The 18,690-nt window shown below is 68.2% G+C and carries 16 protein-coding genes and 1 pseudogene; all 17 read left to right on the top strand.

The window, feature by feature from the left end:
- Nucleotides 1–2: 2 nt before the first annotated feature.
- Complete coding sequence (locus ASE01_RS01080) at nucleotides 3–1,229, top strand: MlaD family protein (RefSeq protein ID WP_082605699.1); 1,227 nt, start codon at nucleotides 3–5, stop codon at nucleotides 1,227–1,229.
- Complete coding sequence (locus ASE01_RS01075) at nucleotides 1,226–2,659, top strand: MlaD family protein (RefSeq protein ID WP_056747934.1); 1,434 nt, start codon at nucleotides 1,226–1,228, stop codon at nucleotides 2,657–2,659. The genes ASE01_RS01080 and ASE01_RS01075 overlap by 4 nt, the downstream gene beginning before the upstream one ends.
- Nucleotides 2,656–3,909, top strand: coding sequence for an MlaD family protein (locus ASE01_RS01070; RefSeq protein ID WP_056747932.1), 1,254 nt, complete (start codon nucleotides 2,656–2,658; stop codon nucleotides 3,907–3,909). Before ASE01_RS01075 ends, ASE01_RS01070 begins: the two co-directional genes overlap by 4 nt.
- Nucleotides 3,910–3,911: 2 nt before the next feature.
- Nucleotides 3,912–5,228 (top strand): MlaD family protein, encoded by a 1,317-nt coding sequence (locus ASE01_RS01065; protein WP_056747929.1) that lies wholly within the window; start codon nucleotides 3,912–3,914, stop codon nucleotides 5,226–5,228.
- Nucleotides 5,228–6,463 carry an MlaD family protein gene (locus tag ASE01_RS01060; protein ID WP_082605698.1) on the top strand — a complete coding sequence of 412 codons (1,236 nt, stop codon included), beginning with the start codon at nucleotides 5,228–5,230 and terminating at the stop codon, nucleotides 6,461–6,463. The genes ASE01_RS01065 and ASE01_RS01060 overlap by 1 nt, the downstream gene beginning before the upstream one ends.
- Complete coding sequence (locus ASE01_RS01055; RefSeq protein WP_056747927.1) at nucleotides 6,463–7,764, top strand: MlaD family protein; 1,302 nt, start codon at nucleotides 6,463–6,465, stop codon at nucleotides 7,762–7,764. The genes ASE01_RS01060 and ASE01_RS01055 overlap by 1 nt, the downstream gene beginning before the upstream one ends.
- Nucleotides 7,761–10,007, top strand: coding sequence for an MMPL family transporter (locus ASE01_RS24205; RefSeq protein WP_056747926.1), 2,247 nt, complete (start codon nucleotides 7,761–7,763; stop codon nucleotides 10,005–10,007). The genes ASE01_RS01055 and ASE01_RS24205 overlap by 4 nt, the downstream gene beginning before the upstream one ends.
- Complete coding sequence (locus ASE01_RS01045; RefSeq protein ID WP_056747924.1) at nucleotides 10,007–11,161, top strand: peptidyl-prolyl cis-trans isomerase; 1,155 nt, start codon at nucleotides 10,007–10,009, stop codon at nucleotides 11,159–11,161. The genes ASE01_RS24205 and ASE01_RS01045 overlap by 1 nt, the downstream gene beginning before the upstream one ends.
- Before the next feature lie 54 nt (nucleotides 11,162–11,215).
- Nucleotides 11,216–11,761, top strand: a complete 546-nt coding sequence (locus ASE01_RS01040) for a MarR family winged helix-turn-helix transcriptional regulator (RefSeq protein WP_056747921.1) — start codon at nucleotides 11,216–11,218, stop codon at nucleotides 11,759–11,761.
- 92 nt (nucleotides 11,762–11,853) lie between these two features.
- Nucleotides 11,854–13,098 (top strand): CaiB/BaiF CoA transferase family protein, encoded by a 1,245-nt coding sequence (locus ASE01_RS01035; protein ID WP_056747919.1) that lies wholly within the window; start codon nucleotides 11,854–11,856, stop codon nucleotides 13,096–13,098.
- A 3-nt stretch (nucleotides 13,099–13,101) separates the two neighbouring features.
- On the top strand, nucleotides 13,102–13,800 hold the full coding sequence (locus tag ASE01_RS01030) for an SDR family oxidoreductase (RefSeq protein WP_056747918.1): 699 nt from the start codon (nucleotides 13,102–13,104) through the stop codon (nucleotides 13,798–13,800).
- 46 nt (nucleotides 13,801–13,846) lie between these two features.
- Nucleotides 13,847–14,569 carry a glutathione S-transferase family protein gene (locus tag ASE01_RS01025; RefSeq protein WP_056747916.1) on the top strand — a complete coding sequence of 241 codons (723 nt, stop codon included), beginning with the start codon at nucleotides 13,847–13,849 and terminating at the stop codon, nucleotides 14,567–14,569.
- Nucleotides 14,570–14,578: 9 nt separating this feature from the next.
- The gene (locus ASE01_RS01020; RefSeq protein ID WP_056747914.1) at nucleotides 14,579–15,310 is read left to right on the top strand and encodes a glutathione S-transferase family protein; all 732 of its coding nucleotides are present in this window, start codon (nucleotides 14,579–14,581) and stop codon (nucleotides 15,308–15,310) included.
- Nucleotides 15,311–15,361: 51 nt separating this feature from the next.
- Nucleotides 15,362–16,792: an aldehyde dehydrogenase family protein gene (locus ASE01_RS01015; RefSeq protein ID WP_056747912.1), complete on the top strand. Its 1,431-nt coding sequence runs from the start codon at nucleotides 15,362–15,364 to the stop codon at nucleotides 16,790–16,792.
- A gap of 131 nt (nucleotides 16,793–16,923) precedes the next feature.
- Nucleotides 16,924–17,580: an enoyl-CoA hydratase/isomerase family protein gene (locus tag ASE01_RS01010; protein WP_056747910.1), complete on the top strand. Its 657-nt coding sequence runs from the start codon at nucleotides 16,924–16,926 to the stop codon at nucleotides 17,578–17,580.
- The gene (locus tag ASE01_RS01005) at nucleotides 17,577–18,284 is read left to right on the top strand and encodes an enoyl-CoA hydratase/isomerase family protein (protein WP_056747907.1); all 708 of its coding nucleotides are present in this window, start codon (nucleotides 17,577–17,579) and stop codon (nucleotides 18,282–18,284) included. The genes ASE01_RS01010 and ASE01_RS01005 overlap by 4 nt, the downstream gene beginning before the upstream one ends.
- Nucleotides 18,205–18,689, top strand: a pseudogene (locus ASE01_RS25520) (acetyl-coenzyme A synthetase N-terminal domain-containing protein); the annotation flags it as partial. The gene ASE01_RS01005 and the pseudogene ASE01_RS25520, both read left to right, overlap by 80 nt.
- Nucleotide 18,690: the final 1 nt, after the last annotated feature.

Below are 18,690 nucleotides of genomic sequence, written 5' to 3'. Positions count from 1 at the left end.
GCGTGCGCAAGAAGCTCATCGCCGGTGGAGCGGCGGCCGCACTGGCCGTCGCGATCGCCGGTACCGCAAAGGCGAACGACGACTACACCGTCGACGTCGTCCTGCCGTCCGCCACGAACCTGGTGCCGGGCTCACCCGTCAAGATCGACGGCTTCGACGCTGGCAAGGTGAGCGAGCTCAAGGTCCGTGACGGCAAGGCCGTCGTCACGGTCACGGTCTCGGACGACTTTGCTCCGTTGCACGACGGCACGTCTGCCAAGATATCCTGGAAGGCGCTGCTCGGCGAGCGCATCCTCGACCTCTCCCCGGGCGACGACAAGGCTGCCGAGCTCCCTGACGGCGCGGTGATCAAGGGAGCGACCGATCGCGTCGAGCTCGACCAGGTCCTCGCGGCTCTCGACGCGGACACACGCAAGCAGCTCAACGGACTCATCGTCCGCCTCGACGCCAGCTTCGAAGGTAGCGAGAGCGACCTGCAGCAGACGCTGGCTGCGGCCGGTCCGTCGCTCGAGGCACTGGGACAGGTCCTCAGCGCCGTCGGTGACGACGGCGCCGCGATCCGCAAGCTGGTCACGCGGACCGCCGACATGGCTGAGATCGTCGCGCAGCGCGACGAGGACGTCCGCGGGGCGATCGACGGCTTCAGCGCTGGCGTGGAAGCGGTCTCGACCCGACAGGAGGAGCTGGGTCGCGCCCTGGTCGAGCTCCCGTCGACCCTGAGTCAGGCGCGGAAGACGCTGGACAGCGTCCCCGGAACCGTCGACGTCGCCCAGCCGCTGCTGGACGACCTGAAGCCCGCTGCGTCCCGTCTCCCGGGCGTCGCCCGCGAGCTGGCGCCGGTTCTCACCGACCTCCGACCGGTCGCTGCTCAGCTGCGACCGACCCTCGAGTCGCTCGCACCGCTGCTCCGCATCACTCCTGGACTGCTCGACAGCACTCACTCCGTGCTGCCGCAGGCCGAGGACGCGCTCGTCTCGCTCGCGCCCGCTCTCGACTTCGTGAGGCCCTACACGCCGGAGCTCGTCGGATGGCTCTCCAACTGGGGCAGCGCTGCTGGCAACTACGACAGCAACGGTCACTACCTCCGTGCGTTCATCCAGTTCGGCGCGACCAGCCTGAACATCAACCCGGGCATCATGCCGCCCGGAGTGACCAACCAACACCACCGACTGCCGGGACAGAACGAGAAGCAGCCGTGGACTGATGCAAACGGGAGCGCGCTGCGATGACCTCACCGATCCGCAAGCCGCAACGCCTGTTGCTCGTCGGAGCCGCGGTGATGCTGGTTGCCACCAGCATCACCGGATACCGAGCGATGACCGGCGACGAGGAGCCTGACGTGTGGGCGACGTTCGCCAGCGCCAGCCCCCTCATCGAGGGCAACGACGTCAAGGTCTCCGGCGTGACCGTGGGCAAGGTCGAGTCGATCGAGGTCCGCGACGGCAAGGCCCTCGTCGGCATGAGCCTCGACGACTCCGCACTCCCGCTGCACGACGATGCACAGGCCACCATCCGCCCTCTCAGCCTGCTGGGTGAGCGGTTCGTGGAGCTTGACCGAGGCACGCCCGACGCCCCGGTCCTGGCATCTGGCGGAAGCATCCCGGTCGAGAACACGTCGAGCGCCGTGGACATCGACCAGGTCCTCAATGCCCTCGACGAGCCGACCGGGCAGGCTCTGGCGGCACTCCTGACGAGTGTCGGGAACGGCATGTCCGGGCGAGGCGACAAGGTCGACGGCGCCATCAAGGCTCTCAAGCCCGCCCTCCAGGACACCGACAAGCTGGTCAAGGTGCTCGACGGGCAGCGCAAGGTCCTCGCCGAGATGGTCACCGAGCTCCAGCCCGTCGTCTCCGCCGTCGGGACCGAGAACGGCAAGAAGCTCGACCGGCTCCTCGACGCGACCGACGGTCTCCTGAGCAGCACCGCTGCCAAGCAGGCCGAGCTGGACGCGACCCTCGTGGCACTCCCCGGCACGCTCAGCTCAGGACAGAGCACCCTCAAGGCCTTGCGGGGAGCTGCGGCGGCGACCACTCCGACGTTGGCGAACCTGCGGCCCACCACCGACGTGCTCATCGAGCTGTCCAAGGAGCTCTCCGCCTTCGCCGCAGTCGGCGAGCCAGCCATGGCCGACCTCGAGCCGGTGTTGCAGCGGGCCAGGACATTGCTGAAGGCGGCTGGTCCGCTGGCGCAGTCGCTCAACAAGTCGTCGCCGGACGTGCTCGGCGCTGCCCGGGGTCTCGAGCCGTTGGGCACCAAGCTCATCTCGAACCTGAGGAACGTTCTCGACTTCGCGAAGTTCTGGGCGCTCACCACCAACAACAAGGACGGGCTCTCCAACTACTTCCGCTCCCTCGAGATCGTCAACACCGATCCGATCACGGGCCTGCTTCCCAAGCCCAAGGCGACGACGCCGACGAAGCAGGGCCGGACCCCCAAGTCGACCAACCCCCTCGACGGCCTGCTCAACGGCGGTCTGCTCGGGAACCTGTCGGGCATCGGTGACCTCACTGATGGCCTCGTCAGCGGCCTGAGCGGCCTCCTCGGCGGCGGCAAGTCCGGACGGAGCGCCGCAGGCGTGGCCGACCCCGTCAACGTCACCGGTCTCACGGCTCGCCAGGAGCAGGACATGGTCACCTACCTCGTCGGAGGCGCTCGATGAACGCCCGCACCAAGCCCCTGTTCGCAGCTGTGGCCGTGATCGTCCTGCTGGTCGTGTCGCTCTACGCAGCGATCTTCGCCAGCTCGGGACTGCCGGGCTCGAGCCGTGAGTACGTCACGGCCCGCTTCGACGACGTCGGTGGCCTGCGCGAGGGCGACGACGTTCGTGAAGCCAGCATCCGCGTGGGTCGGGTCGACTCGATCGAGCTCGAAGGCGAGCAGGCTGTCGTCCGGCTGCAGCTCACCGGTGACTCGGAGGTGTACGCCGACGCGAGTGCGGCGGTCTGGGCCCGGTCCGGTCTCGGACAGAACTTCGTCGAGCTGAACCGTGGACACGGGGACGCGGGTGAGCTGAAGGGTGGTGAGCTCACCCAGGCCCAGACCGTTCCCGCCTCGCAGCTCGACGAACTGCTGTCGGTGCTGGACAAGCCGACCCGCGACGGCCTCGCCAGCACCCTGCGTGAGGTGGGCGGCGGCGTCGAGGGCAAGAGCGACGACCTCGCAGCCTTCCTCGCCCATGCGCCGGAGATCCTGGGTGACCTGGGATCTATCTCGGAGGCGACGGCGAGCCAGCGTGCCGACCTCGCCGGGCTCCTGCAGTCCACCTCCGCTCTCGCGTCCCGGTTCCGCGGCCGCGAGGACCAGATCGACTCGCTGCTGGGCAAGATGGGGACGACCCTCGACGCTGTGAACACCGACGACGGTCGTGTCATCAGCGAGACTCTCGACAAGGCTCCGGATGCGCTGAAGGCTGCGGATGAGGGACTCGCCGCGCTCGAGCAGCCGCTTGTGGACCTCGAGGCCGCAGCCCGGTCGCTCGAGCCCGGCACGGCTGCGCTGGGCAAGGCGACGCCGGCATTGCGGGCGGTGCTGCGGGACGGCAAGGCGCCGCTGGCCAAGGTCCCTGACGTCGCGGATCTCGCCGAGCCTGCCCTGGCGGACCTCTCGTCGGCGGCCGGAGACGCATCTCCGCTCGCCCAGCGACTGGAGTCCACCTTCGACTATGCGGAGATCCTCGCCGGGTACATGGGCCCCTACGCGGCGGACATCTCCCAGTTCTTCGACTACTGGCACTCGGCGAACGGCAACAGCGACAAGTTCGGGCACTACCTCCGCCTGGGCTTCGTGATCCGCCCGGAGTCGGTCACCGGCATTCTGCCGATCCGTGATCCGTTCACCCACCGCAACCCCTATCCCGCCCCGGGGCAGGCGCAGAACGACAGCGCCCCCGGCATCCTCGGAGGTAACTGATCATGGTGACTCGTGTCCTCGCCCGGCTGGAGCGGGCAGATCCGGTGCGCATCGGGGCGGTGTCGATCGTCCTGGTGCTCCTGGTCGGCATCGCCCTGTTCCAGAAGCAGAAGATCGCGACGTACCTGACGCCCGGGACGGAGCTGGTCAGCGCCGAGTTCTCCGCTGACTACCGACTGCGCCCGTTCGTCACGAAGGTCAAGGTCTCAGGCGTCGCCGTCGGCGTCGTCACCAGCGTCGAGCCGACCGCTGACGACATGGCGATCGTGGAGATGAGGCTCGACGGCGGGACTGCAGCGAAGTTGCGCAGCGACCCCTCCGCGGCCATCCGCCCGGCGACGCTGCTGGGTGGCAACTACTACGTCGAGCTCAAGCCGGGCGGTGACCCCGAGAAGTTCTCGGGCACCATCCCGCTGGCTCGGACGTCGATCCCGGTGGAGCTGGACCGCGTCCTCGAGGCGCTGCAGCCGGACGTGCGGACCAGCATGCGAGGCACGATCTCCAACTCCCGCGCGACGCTCGACGAGCCGACACGCAAGGAGCTGAAGGAACTTCTCGGCGATGCTCCGGAATCGCTGGAGGGCACCACCGGTGTGCTCAAGGCACTCCGGGGCGAGAACCCGGATCGTGACCTGGCCGTCCTCGTCTCCGGTCTCGAGTCCACCGCGCGGGCGATGACCAAGAATGACGGCACGCTGGACCGCGCCCTGGCGGGACTCGGCGACACCGGGACAGTGATCGGCCGCAACGGACCTGCGCTCCGCGACGCCGTCGCGGACCTTCCCGACACTCTCCGTACCGCGAGGGAGGGGCTCGATGCCCTCGACACCTCGCTCGCCAGGGTGCGCGAGGTGTCGGAGACCGCGCGCCCCGTGGTGAAGGAGCTCGACGGGGCACTGGCAGAGCTCGAGCCTGCGCTGCGGTCCGCGCGACCCCTGATGCGTGAGCTGGTGCCGACGCTGCAGGACCTGCGCCCGGTCGTCCAGGGGCTCGTGCCGATGTCGGCCAAGGCCAACGCTGTGCTCGACGACCTCGACGGACGTCCGCTCGAACGGCTCAACGGCACCATCACCGACATGGTCCTGTCGCCCTGGAAGGGGCGTGAGGGAACCCTCTACGAGGGCAACGGCAACGACACGCCCTTCTACAAGGAGCTCGGCTACATGGCAGCCGGTGGCAGCGCGTCGGGCAACATGACCGACCGCAACGGTTCGACCCTGCACTTCCAGCCCGGGGCGGGCCCCGGCACGGTCACCGGCCTGCCGATCAGCTTCGTCGACCTCTTCGACCTGCTTCTTCGTCCTGTTGGGAGTCGCTGATGATCAGCAAGCACAAGATCCAGCGTGCCTGGGAGCGCACCAGGACCGTTCCCGGACTCGGTCGCGACGTGACGGCACTGGTCGCCCTCTTCGCGCTGGGTACCTTCACCACCAGCGTCGTGCTCATCAACCAGCGCTACGACTGGCCCTGGCAGGAGAAGTTCGAGTTTCAGGCTGACTTCGCCGAGACGCCCGGCATCAGTCCGAGCAACGGTCAGGAGGTCCGGATCGCGGGCGTGACCGTGGGGTCGATCACTGAGGCAGAGGTCACGGACAACGGCCTCGCCCGCCTGACGCTCTCCCTCGAGCCGGGGCACACCGTCTACAAGGACACCCAGCTCGTGCTGCGGGCCAAGACACCCCTCAACGACATGTACGTCGAGATGAGCCAGGGCTCGCAGGACGCGGGGAAGCTCGAAGAGGGCGACGTCATCGCGCTCGAGCAGACCGCGAGCCCGGTCCAGGTCGACCGCGTGGTGCAGAACCTCGACGAGGACGCCCGGTCCGGACTGGCATCGATCCTGCAGGAGACCGACGTTGCCCTCGCCAACGCACCCAAGCACCTCGGCCCGGGGCTGGACGCGACCGACGACGTCCTGGCGGACCTCCAGCCCGTCGTGGACGCCCTCGACGGGCGCCGCAAGCAGATCCGGCTCCTGGTCTCGGCACTGTCCAAGGTCGCCGGCGCCACCGGTGGGGACGAGGCGCGCCTGGCGCGCATCACCACCTCGCTCGCCGATACGCTCAGCGTGATCAGCGCCCGGGACGACGAGCTCACCCGGTCGCTTGCGACCCTCCCCGGGTTCGTCTCCGAGCTCAAGGGGGCAACCGGGAACGTCACCCGGTTGAGCCAGCAGCTGGACCCGACGCTCGAGGCGGTCAAGGGCGCGTCGGAGACGCTCCCGACGGCACTGGCTCGACTCGCCAAGCTCGCCGAGACCCTCGACGAGACCGCCCAGGTGGCGACCCCGGTCGCCCGGGAGGCACGGCCCGTCCTGGCCGACCTGCGGCCCGTGATCCCGCGGTACGACGCTGCGCTCGAAGAGGCAGCTGTGGTCACCCCGCGTCTGGACTACCTGACGAAGATGGTCGCCGACTACCGGCAGGACATCTCCGCCTTCGTCTACAACACCACCTCCATCTTCAGCCTCGGTGACGCCAACGGCGGCATCCTTCGTGGTCAGGCCTCGGTGAGCGCCGAGTCCCTGCCGTTCGTGGTCGGAAAGGTCGACTGATGAGAATCCCTCATGCCCTCGAGCCGCGCCTTCGTCTCGGCGTCCTGGTCGGATTCGTCGCCGGATGTGCACTGATCTTCGGCTACCTCTGGGTGAACATGGGTGGCTCGATCCCGGCCGTCACCAGCGAGGGCTACCGGATCGTCGTACCCATCGCCGATGGTGACAACGTCGTGTTCGACTCCGATGTCCGCGTCGCCGGCGTCCCGGTCGGCAAGGTCCGCGGGATCGAGGTCGAGGACAACGCAGCGATGGTCACCCTCCAGTTCGACGAGGACGAGGTGATCCCGCTGCACGAGGGCGCGACCGTCCATCTCCGCGCGAAGTCGATGGTCGAGGAGACTTACATCGAGATCGTCGACGGTGACGGCGCCGAGATCCGTGACGGGGGCAGCCTGTCCGCCAAGGCGGTGGCCGAGCCGGTGCAGCTGCACGACGTGCTCACCAGTCTCGACGAGCCGACCCGTGCCTCGCTGGGCCGCACCCTGCGATCGCTCGGCGAGGGAACCGAGGGGAGTCGCGCCGACGTCGCGGCCCTCATGGACGGACTCGGCGACCTCGGTGATGAGGGGTACGACGTGCTCGACGCGCTGGCGGCGCAGTCGAAAGATCTCGACGACATGACCCGGTCGCTCGGCGTCGTCGTCCGCAGCCTCGACCACCGGCAGGGAGAGGTGGTCGACCTGGTGACGGCTGCCGACAAGCTGACGACCGCCACCGCGGGGAACCACAAGAATCTTGCGGCGACGATCAAGGCGCTGCCGGGTGTGCTGGACTCGGCGCGCGCTGCATCGGGAGACCTCGAGACCCTGTCGACCTCCCTTGCGCCGATCGCCAAGGACCTCCGCGCAGCGGGTCCCGGTCTGTCGGCCGCGCTGAAGAACCTTCCCTCGGTCACCAAGGACGTCAAGGGCCTGCTGCCCTCACTGGACGTCGCGCTCGACCGTGCACCGGCGACCCTCAGCCGCGTCGACGAGGTCGCCTCCGACATCTCGGACGTCGTTCCTGACGCCCGTGTCGCGCTGGCCGATGTCAACCCGATGCTGGGTTACATGGCGCCGTACAACCGCGACCTGACCGCCTTCTTCACGAACTGGGCGGCGATGATGGCGAGCAAGGACGCCAACGGTCGCTACCTCCGGGTCTTCCTCGTCTTCAACGAAACCTCACTGAAGAACCTGCCGTTCGACACGCACGTCGGGTTCCTCGACAAGCGGAACTCCTACCCCGCCCCCGGTGGCGCGCTGAACCCGGGGCCCTACAACGGCACCTATCCGCGCGTGGAGGAGGCGCCGAAGTGACGTCGGCGCGCAGGACCTGGCTTGTCCGTGTCGCCATCCTGGCGATGGGGGCGGGGCTGGTCGCGCTCACCGCGGTCGGCGTCAGCCGACTGACGGTCAGTACCGACTACGCCGCCTTCCTCCCGGATGACGGGCGGAGCGCCCAGGACCTGCGTGATGTCGCCGACAGTTTCGGGGGCGATCCCGTGGTCGTGCTGCTCGAGTCGGCTGAGGCGAACGGACTGCTGTCCGGTGAGCGACTTGCGGCACTCCTGGCACTGGAGGGTCGGCTCTCGTCCCTCCGCGATGTTGCGGTCGTGTACGGGCCTGCGACGACCCTGAACCAGACTGCGATCCAGGTGCAGGGCATCCTCGCCAGCGTCAGCGGTCGACGGGACGGGCTCAAGGCTGCCGGTCGGGACGAGGAGCTCGCGCGCTTCGAGCGGCGATACGGCGCACTACTTGTCCAGGGCATGCCGGCCGGCCTGCCCACGCTCCGCAACGACGGTTTCGTGCGAAGCGTCGTCTACGGCCCCGACGGCTCCCCCCGCTCGCAGTGGCGTCAGTTCGTGCCCGACGCGCATGCCGTTGCCATTCTGGTGCGGCCGCGCGACGGACTCTCCCAGGACGCTGCCCACGCACTCGTGGACGAGGTCGATCGCGTCGTCGCCGAGGCGGAGGGGCTCGAGGTCGAGGCGGCGACAGTCACCGGCGTCCCGGTCCTCAGCACCACTCTCGCCGACCAGGTCAGGTCGGAGCTTCCTCGGGTTGGTGTCGGAGCCATCGTGCTCGTCGGTGGCGCCCTGGTCCTGTCGCGGTGGCGCCGAAGCGTGGTCCAGCGGTTGTTGCCACTCATGCCGATGACCGCCGCGGTCGCTCTGACCCTCGGTTGGTTCGGTTGGCGAGGGGATCCGCTCTCGCTCGGCGCTGTGCTGTTCCTGCCACTCGTGCTGGGAATCGGCAGCTACTACCCGGTCTACCTCGCGCAGCGGGGGCACCGCCGCACCGTCGTCGCTGTCGCTGCGGCTGCGGCTGCGGCCTTCGCCTGCCTGATGGCGTCTCCTGTCCAGTTCGTCCAGGACCTCGGCCTGGCCATGGTCATCGGGATCGCGGGAACGACCGGACTCGCCCTGTTGATGTACCGCTCGGGTGCCGGTGGTCGAGCCGGAGACAGTTCCGCGCTTCCGGCGACGTCCGACGATGGCGGGAGCAGCCGGATGGAGGGCCTGGTGACCCCGACCCGGATCGCGCTCGGTCTCCTCGCTGCGGCTCCCGCGCTGCTCGGGTGGCTGGCACTCTCCTCGATCGAGCTGGAGACGTCCCCGACGACGCTGCTCAGCGGAGTCGACGGGTACGGCGACGCGGTGGCGGTCCAGGAGCGGTTGGGCTTCGCGGGTGAGCTCGACATCGTTCTGGACGGTGACGACGTGCTGACTCCAGAAGCGCTCGCCTGGCTGCGCAGCACCGAGCAGGAGGTCCTGCGCGAGCACGGCGACCGTCTGCAGCCGGTGGTCAGCCCGGCTGGCCTGCTCCGCTTCCTCGGCCCCAATCCTTCGGCGTCACAGATCGATGCAGCGATGAGGGTCCTTCCGCCGTACATCACGGGTGCGGCCGTCACCGTGGGGCAGGACCGGGCTCTCATCGCCTTCGGGTCCGACCTCGACGATCTGGGCGACCAGCAGTCGACGGTGGCCTCCATCCGCGAAGCGGTCGCCGACCCTCCCGACGGTTACACCGCTCGGGTCACCGGGATTCCCGTGCTGGCCGCCGACGGCTACGAGATCCTGGTGGCCGACCGCCACTGGGCAAATCTCGCCGGAGTCGCTGCTGCGGGGCTGGTGCTGGCCCTCGGGTTGCGTCGCAGGGGTGACGCCGCCCGCGCGGTCGCTGCTGCATTGCTCGCCACCGGATGGGGATTCCTCCTCGTCGCGATGTTCGGCGTCGCGCTGAATCCGATCACGGTGGCTCTCGGCTCACTCACGGCCGCCGTGGGTTGCGAGTTCGCGGTGATGCTGACGCAAGCGCGTCGCACTGCCGACCCCCGATTGGGGCGCTCCGTCCTCATTGCAGCGGGAGTCTCGGCCGCTGGCTACTCGGCCCTGTCGCTGTCAGGACTCGATCTACTCCGCCAGTTCAGCGTCACGCTGGTCGTGGCTGTGGGCCTTGCGCTGGCCGCAGGACACCTGGTGTCGCTGACCGTCCCTCGTCTCGTCCGCTCGACCGGCCTGCCGGTGGAGGAACCCCAACTGGCAGGAGTCCGGTGATGTCCAAGAGCCTGAGCGACGGGACCAGCGTCGATGACGTCGATCGCCTCGCCGATCCCGACGCGTCGACGGATGCGAAGACCGCGAGCGACGAGACGAGCCGACAGGTTCCGTCGTCGCGCCGGGGAGCCGTGCGTACCTGGGTCGGGGAGCACCCCCGTGCGGCGTTGGCAGGGGCTGTCGCGTTCGCGTTGCTCCTCGCCGTCGGTACGGCCTACCTGGCACGTGAGCCGCAGGTTCCGGACGGGACCGTCGCGGTGGTGGGGGAGCAGGAGATATCGACGACGCAACTCGATCGCCGGGTCGAGGCCCTCAAGGCGCTCTACGGTCTCGAAGAGCCCAGCGGTACCGAGGCCCAGGACGGATTCCGGAGGGACGCGGCGAAGTCCGCAGTGGTCGCGGTGCTGATCGAGCAGGCTGCCGACGAGCGAGGGATCGAGGTCACCGACAAGGAGGTCGACACGATCCTGGCCAAGCTGATCAGAGAGCGCTACCCCGATGGTGGCCAGGCGGCCTTCGTCGAGGCCTTGGGCATCATGGGCGCCAACGAGGACCAGGTCCGCGACGAGCTGCGCCAGCAGGCGGTGGTCGCCGCCCTGTTCGATGACGTGACGTCCGGGGTCGAGGTCACCGATGACCAGGTGCGTGAGACGTACGACGACCGGCGCACCGAGCTGGCGACGCCTGAACGCCGAGAGCTCCTCAACATCGTGGTGGAGACGAAGGCGGAGGCTGACACGGTGCTCGGCCTCCTGCGTCGAGGTCGGCCCTTCGCCCAGGTCGCGCAGACCTACAGCATCGACAGCGCCACCCGCTCCGAGGGCGGCCTGCTTGGCATGGCTTCCCGCAAGGACCTCGAGGGTGCGTACGGCGATGCTGCCTTCGGTGCTGAGAAGGGCGGCCTCTTCGGCCCCGTGAAGACCGATACGGGATGGCACGTCGGCCAGGTCCAGAAGATCGTGCCGGCGACTCCGGTCACCTTCGCCGAGGTGGAGGCCACTCTCAGGTCGACGCTGGAGACGGAGGACGCCTTGTCGAAGTGGCGTTCCTTCCTCGAGGACCTGCTCGCCGATGCGGATGTCCGCTACCACGCCGACTACCTGCCCGATGATCCCGAATCGCTGCCCGCAGACGTGGAGGAGAACACTCCGTGACCTACTTCTCGACATGTCACCAGAAATCTCCCACGGTGTGAGATTCTTAGTGCTATGAACAATCGGACTTCCTCGCCCACGCGAGTTGCTCAGGACGGTGTCGACGCAGTGCAGGCTGACTGGAGGCGGGAGCGGCCCGACATCGACGTCAAGTCGATCGGGATCGTCACGAGGATCTGGCGGGTGGGTCGGTACCTCGACCGCCTACGCAACGACCGACTCGCTGTGTGGGAGACCGATCGGGCGACCATCGACATCCTCGGCATGCTCCGGCGCTCCGGCGCGCCGTACCGACAGTCGGCCGGCCAGCTGACCAAGCACGCGCTCATCACCTCGGGCGGTGTCTCTCAGCGCCTCGACAAGCTGGAGCGAGCCGGGCTCATCACGCGCCACCTCGACGTGAACGACCGCCGCCGGGTCGACGTCGAGCTGACCGCGGACGGCATGAAGTTGATCGATTCGGTGCTGGCCGACGCCCTGCACGCGGACAACGACATTCTCGACGAAGTCTTCACCGAGGAAGAGCTCGAGGCGTTCTGCGCCCTCCTGCGCAAGTTCATGCTCCACTTCGAGCCCTCGGCCACGGTCCGGACCGACTGAGCGCAATCTTTTTCCAGAAAGTATTTGACTCCTAAGAAGTTATCTCGCTAAGGTGATCTTGTAATCGACGTCACACTTCAAGCGAGGTAAACATGCCCGGTCCACTGACTGGCGTTCGCGTCCTGGATCTCTCCGCGATGCTCTCCGGCCCTTGGGCGGCGTCCATCCTCGGGGACCAGGGTGCAGAGGTCATCAAGGTCGAACCGCCCAAGAGCGGCGACCACGTGCGCTCCCTTCCGAACCGCTCGGGCGGGCTCGCCTCGATGTTCCTCAACGTGAACCGCTCGAAGCGTTCGCTGACCTTGGACCTCAAGTCCGAGAACGGCAAGGCGGTCCTGCGTGAGCTGGTCCAGAAGTCGGACGTGCTCGTCCAGAACTTCCGCCCCGGCGTTGTCGAGAGGCTCGGGATCTCCTACGAGGAGCTGAGCGCCATCAACCCCGGCCTGGTCTACCTCTCCATCAGCGGTTTCGGTGAGGAAGGCCCGTACGCCGACCGACGCGCCTACGACCCGATCGTCCAGGCCGTCTCTGGCCTCACCACGATCCAGGCCGGCTCCGATCAGGATCGGCCTCGCCTGATCCGAACGGTCTTGCCGGACAAGCTCACCGCCATCACCGGCGCCCAGGCGGTCTGCGCGGCGCTCGTGGCACGCGCGTCGACGGGAGAGGGTCAGCATGTCCGGCTGTCCATGCTCGACAGCGTCCTCGCGTTCATGTGGGCGAGCGACATGAACGCCTACACCTTCGTCGACAAGCCGGTCGAGCCGGAGAAGGCAGCCAGCTTCATCGATCTGATCTATGAGACCGCTGACGGGTTCATCACGGTGTCGACGATGAGCAACAAGGAGTGGACGGCCTTCTGCAATGCGGCCGAGCGCCCCGACCTGCTCGACGACGAGCGGTTCAACACCCCCGCCAAGCGCGACGCCAACGTCAACGACCGGCTCACGGAGATCCAGAAGGTGCTGATGGAGCGCCCGGGCCACGAGTGGCTGGCGCTCCTCACTGATCACGACGTTCCCTGCGCTCCTGCCCTCCGTCGCTTCGAGGTCATCGAGGACCCGCAGGTCATCGCCTCGGGCACCATCATCGAGAGTGACCACCCCATCGCCGGACGGCTGCGTCAGGCGCGGCCCGCGGCACGCTTCTCCCGCACTACCGTCGAGGTCCCCCTGGGAGCGCCCGGGCTCGGCGAGCACAGTATCGAGGTTCTGGTCCAGGCCGGCTTCGAGCAGAGCACCATCGACCGCCTCCTCGCAGAGGGTGTGGTCGGCAACGAGACCGGCGAGGTGCCGGCTTCGGACGACGAGACCCACGTGATCACCCAAGGAGCCTGAAGAATGTCCACTCGAGTCATCATCGGAGCCGACCGCGGCATCGCGCGCTCCATCGCCGAGCAGCTGCACGAGGCCGGACACGACGTCCTGGCCGTGACCATGGGTGACGGCAAGGAGCTCGCCGAGCAGGGGATCGCTGTCGAGTCTGGCGTCAACGTGACCTCCGACGAGGCGGTCGACGCCCTGGCGAAGCGACTTGCGAACGACAATGTCCAGGTCGAGTGGCTCGTCCACGTCGCTGGCGTGATGTACCTCGACAACATCGAGACGGTCGACTACGACGACGTACGCAAGCAGTTCGAGATCAACACCATGGGTCCGCTCCGGGTGGTGCGCGCCCTCCGTGGCTTCCTCGTCGAGGGCGGCAAGGTCGGCATCCTGACGAGCCGTGTCGGGTCGATGAACGACAACACCAGCGGTGGCGACTACGCCTATCGCATCTCGAAGGCGGCGGCCAACATGGTCGCACTCAACCTTCACCACGACCTGTCCAAGGGTGGTGTCGCCGTCCAGGCGCTGCACCCGGGCATGGTGAACACCGGTCTCCTCGACGCCATGACCGACGAGGACCGCGAGAGGGCCGCCAGCATCCTGGTCACCCCTCAGCAGTCGGCATCGAACCTGATCTCGGTGCTTGACTCCCTGACCGTCGAAACCGGCGGCAAGTTCCAGCACGCCAACGGCGACATCCTGCCCTGGTGAGCACGGACCACCTCTTCCACCTCTTCGCTTCCAAGGAGTACGAACGATGACGATCACCCTCTACGGATACGGCCCGGCGTGGGGCCTGGCCTGTGTCAGCCCCTTCGTCACGAAGGTCACCAACTACCTGACGATGGCGGAGATCCCGTTCACCTTCGTCCAGCAGGACCCGACCACGCTGCAGAAGGACTCGCCGACCGCGAAGCTGCCGCGGATCGTCGACGAGGACGGCACCCAGGTCCACGACTCGACCCGCATCATCCAGTACCTCAAGGACAAGTACGGCGACAAGCTCGACGCCTCGTTGAGCCCAGCCGAGCACGCGCAGGGCTTGGCCTTCCAGCGGATGGTCGAGGAGTACACCTACTGGACCGGCATCATCCAGCCGCGTTGGCGCTACCCGGCCGAGTTCGAGAAGTACATCCCGTTCATGGTCGGAACCGACGACCCGCCCGCGCCGGTGCGTGAGTTCCTGTACGCCCTGCGCGACCGGATCGCCGACCAGCAGGACAAGCAGGGCACCGGCAAGCGCCCCGACGAGGACGTGCTCGCCGCGCTCAAGGAGGACCTGGACGCGATCGAGGCCTTCATCGGCGACAAGCAGTTCCTGCTCGGCGACGAGCCGACGTCCTACGACGCGACCGTGTACTCGACGCTGCGCCAGATCACCGACCCGACCCCGTGGGACTGGGCCGGCCGCGACTACGCCCGCAGCAAGACTGGCCTCGTCGCGTACGAGAACCGCATGCGTGACCGCTTCGGAATCTGAGGACTTACCGTGATCGACCTCTACTACGACCTGACGCCCAACGGGCGGAAGATCCACATGGCTCTCGAGGAGCTCGGGCTGCCCTACGAGGTGCACTGGGTCGCGGTCAAGGAGGGGGAGCAGTTCACGGCGGAGTTCCAGCGGATCAACCCGAACGCGAAGATTCCGGCCATCGTCGACCATGACGGTCCCGATGGTCGACCGGTGCGGATCTTTGAGTCGGGAGCGATCCTGCAGTACCTCGCGAGCAAGACCGGCCGTCTGCTGCCCGAGGACGAGAACGACCGCTGGGAGGCCACCTGCTGGGTGTACTGGCAGGTGGCCAACCAGGGGCCGGCCGCGGGCAACGCCGCGCACTTCACGACCTACGCCCCCGATGCGGGCGTCGTGGACGAGTACAGCACCGCCCGGTTCGTCAACGAGACCAAGCGGACCTGCGACGTCTTGGAGAGCCAGCTCGCCGACGGCCGCGAGTTCCTTGTCGGCGGCGACCTCTCGATCGCCGACCTGGCCTGCTTCCCCTGGACCCGGGTACTCAAGGCCTATGGCGTCGCGCTGGCGGACTACCCCGCACTGGCAGCGTGGTCACAGCGCATCTCCGACAGGCCGTCCGCGAAGGCCCGAGTGGCCGAGCGGCCGGCGGGCTCCGGTGCGCCGACCGGTCTGTCCAGCGACCAGTACCAGCGGCTCTTCGGTGTCGCTCCGACTCCCACTCCGGCGCCAGCGCCGGCGCCGGCCTGAACCGAACGGTCCGGTGAACCCATGACCACTCTGCACTGTGAAAGGCGTTCCATGACCTCCGCACCCGCAACGGGCTACAAGGTTCCCCAGCTCACCATCAACGGCACCGCGGTGTCGTCCGTCGACACCATCGCGGTCATCGACCCGTCCACCGGCGAGCCCTTCATCGAGGTTCCCGCCGCCACTGTCGAGCAGTTGGACGAGGCCGTCGCCGCAGCCCGCTCGGCCCTTGCGACGTGGCGTGCGCTGCCCGTGCCCGAGCGCCAGAACGCTATCCGTCGCGTCGGAGCGGTGGTGAACGACAACATCGACGAGCTCGCCGAGCTGGTCATGCGAGAGCAGGGCAAGCCGCTGGGCAATGCCAAGGGCGAGATCATGGCCTCCCTGCGCCAGGTCGAGTACTTCGGCACCATCGAGCTCGAGCCGGAGGTCATCAAGGACGACGAGACCGGGCGGGTCGAGGTCCGCCACGAGCCGATCGGCGTCGTGGGTGCCATCACCGCGTGGAACTACCCGGTGCTCGCGGCGATGTTCAAGCTCGTGCCTGCGCTGGTTGCCGGCAACGTGATGATCCTCAAGCCGTCGCCGTACACCCCCGTCGCGACGCTGCGCCTCGGCGAGCTGCTCCAGGAGGCGCTGCCCGCCGGCGTCCTCCAGGTTCTGGCGGGCGGCGACGAGCTCGGCCGCGCATTCACCACTCACGAGGGCATCGACAAGATCGCCTTCACCGGCTCGGTCCCCACCGGCAAGGCCATCATGAAGGCCGCCGCTGACACGCTGAAGCGCGTCACCCTCGAGGCCGGTGGGAACGACGCGGGCATCGTGCTCGAGGACGCCGACCCGCAGGTCATCGGCAAGGACCTGTTCTGGGCAGCCTTCTCCAACACTGGACAGGTGTGCGCGGCCCTCAAGCGCCTCTACGTGCCGGAGTCGAAGCTCGAGGAGTACAGCCAGGTGCTGGCTGCCGAGGCCGCCAAGGTCGTCGTCGGTCCCGGCACCCAGGAGGGCGTTGTTGCCGGCCCGGTCCAGAACGCCGCCCAGCTGGCTCACGTCAAGCGGCTCGCCGAGGATGCACGCGCCAACGGTGCCGATGTCTTCTTCGAGGGAGAGGTCCCGGAGGGACCCGGCTACTGGTTCCCCTTCACGCTGGTGCGCAACGTGTCCGAGGGCGTGGCCCTGGTCGACGAGGAGCCCTTCGGGCCGATCCTCCCGATCATGACCTACACCGACCTCGAGGACGCGATCGAGCGTGCCAACAGCACGTCCTTCGGTCTCGGTGCATCGGTGTGGACCTCGGACCCCGACGGCGCTGCGGCGGTCGCCGAGCGTCTGGAGGCCGGTTCTGTCTGGATCAACCAGCATCCGGTCGTCACTGCGTCGGTGCCCTTCGGCGGCATCAAGCAGTCCGGCGTCGGCGTCGAAGGTTCGAGGCACGGCCTCCTCGCCTACACCAACATCAAGGTGGTCAGCGTCAAGCGCTGACGACCACGATCGGATGCGCGCCCGGTCTTCTGTCCTTGGCCGGACCGGATCGGTGCCGGGCGCGCATCGTCCTCGACCTGACCGGCACTGGTGCCCGGTGAGGCAGCTGACATCACGGACAGGAGGCAGACATGACCTCGAGAAGCAACGACCTCGCCGTGTCGAGGAGCGCCGGAGTCGTCACGGTGGTGATGAACTGGTCCGGGCAACGTGGGGTGCTCGGACCGGAGCTCGCCGTCGAGCTGTCCGGCGTGCTGCTCGAGGTCGCGGCCGATTCTGCTGCCAGGGCCGTGGTGCTGAGCGGCGTTGACGACTTGTTCGCAGCCGGGCGCGACGACCTTCCCGAGATCGAGCTCCTCGTCGATGTGATCACGCGACACCCGGTACCCGTCATCGCGGCAGTCCAGCGTGCCTGCATCGGTGCCGGGTTGGCTCTAGCACTGGCTTGTCCTCGCCGCTACGTCGCGCACGACGCGATCCTGTGCCCGACGCCCGGAGCATCGGACCGCGGTGCGGCACGTCAGCTGCTGTTCGAGGAAGTCGGTCCCGAGGTGGGCCGGCGACTGCTGTCGTCCGGCGTTATCGACCCGGCGAGCCTGGCGGAGTGGGGCGTCGACGTGCGGGTGGTGCCAGCAGGCGACGTGCTCGCCCTGGCCCAGGAGGATGCATACGCCGTCAGCGCGCGCCCGGTGATCGCCCTCTCGCGTCCGCTGCCTCGCCGCCGCCGGTCGACCCGGACGATGTGGGCAGCTCCCGATGCGCGGACCGTGGGGGAGGCTGCGCGATGACGGCGTCGATCCGGATGGCGGTGCGACGGGGAATCGCCACCATTGACATCGATGCCTCCGAAGGACGGCCCTCACTGGATTCCGCGGCGCGAGCCCAGCTCCTGCTCTCGCTTCGCCAGGTCGGTGACGATCCTGCGATCTCGGCGGTCGTCCTGCGGGGGAGCGGGCAGGACTTCTGTGAGGGCCGCGACCTCGACGAGGGCGCGGCGAGGCTGTCGCGTGATCCGGTGATCGGTGTGCGTGAGCTGGAGCTGCAGACGGCGCAGGTCGTCCACATGCTCGCCACCGTGCACAAGCCCGTCATCGCGGCGGTGCGTGGTCGCTGCACGGGGGAGGGTCTCGCTCTTGCTCTCGCCTGCGACCTTCGAGTCCTGGCTGACGATGCCGTGCTCAGCACCACGTCCTGCGAGCTGGGCGAGCACCCCGACCGCAACTTGCGTGCGGCTCTGACCCGGTGGGTCGGCGTTGATCGCGCCCGTGAGCTGACCCTGGGCGGCCGCAGGTTCACGGCGCGGGAGGCCCTCGAGTGGGGTCTGGTCGCCGACGTGGTCCCGTCGAGCCACGTCGTCGACGTCGCTCTGGGCCAGGCTGCCATGCTCGCTCGGCTTCCCGCGGATCAGCTCGATGCCGCCAAGATCATGTTGGCAGGTGCCGCCGCGCTCGAGCTCGAGCAAGCGCTGTGCGCTGCGTCCGCCACCTCCTGACCACCTCCCGCTACTCGAAAGCTCATCAGTGACCGACACCGCCAACCGGACCGACGAGACCCTCGCGAACCTGCTCAAGGAGGACCGTCGGTTCGAGCCGCCGGCCGAGCTGGCCGCTTCGGCCAACCTCACGGCCGGCGCCTACGACACTGCGAAGGCCGACCGTGAGGGCTTCTGGGCCACCCAGGCCGAGCGTCTTTCCTGGGCCACGAAGTGGGACCAGGTCCTGGACTGGTCGAACCCGCCGTTCGCGAAGTGGTTCGTCGGCGGCACCCTCAACGCGGCCTACAACTGCGTGGACCGCCACGTCGAGGCCGGCCGCGGCGACAAGGTCGCGATCCACTGGGTCGGCGAACCGATCGACGACAAGCGCGACATCACCTACTCCGAGCTCAAGGACGAGGTN

Origin of the sequence: Nocardioides sp. Root190, assembly GCF_001428565.1 — a bacterium.
Classification (GTDB): Bacteria; Actinomycetota; Actinomycetes; order Propionibacteriales; family Nocardioidaceae; genus Nocardioides.
Note: the sequence above shows the minus strand (reverse complement) of the source record. Positions and strands in the feature narration are given on the sequence as shown.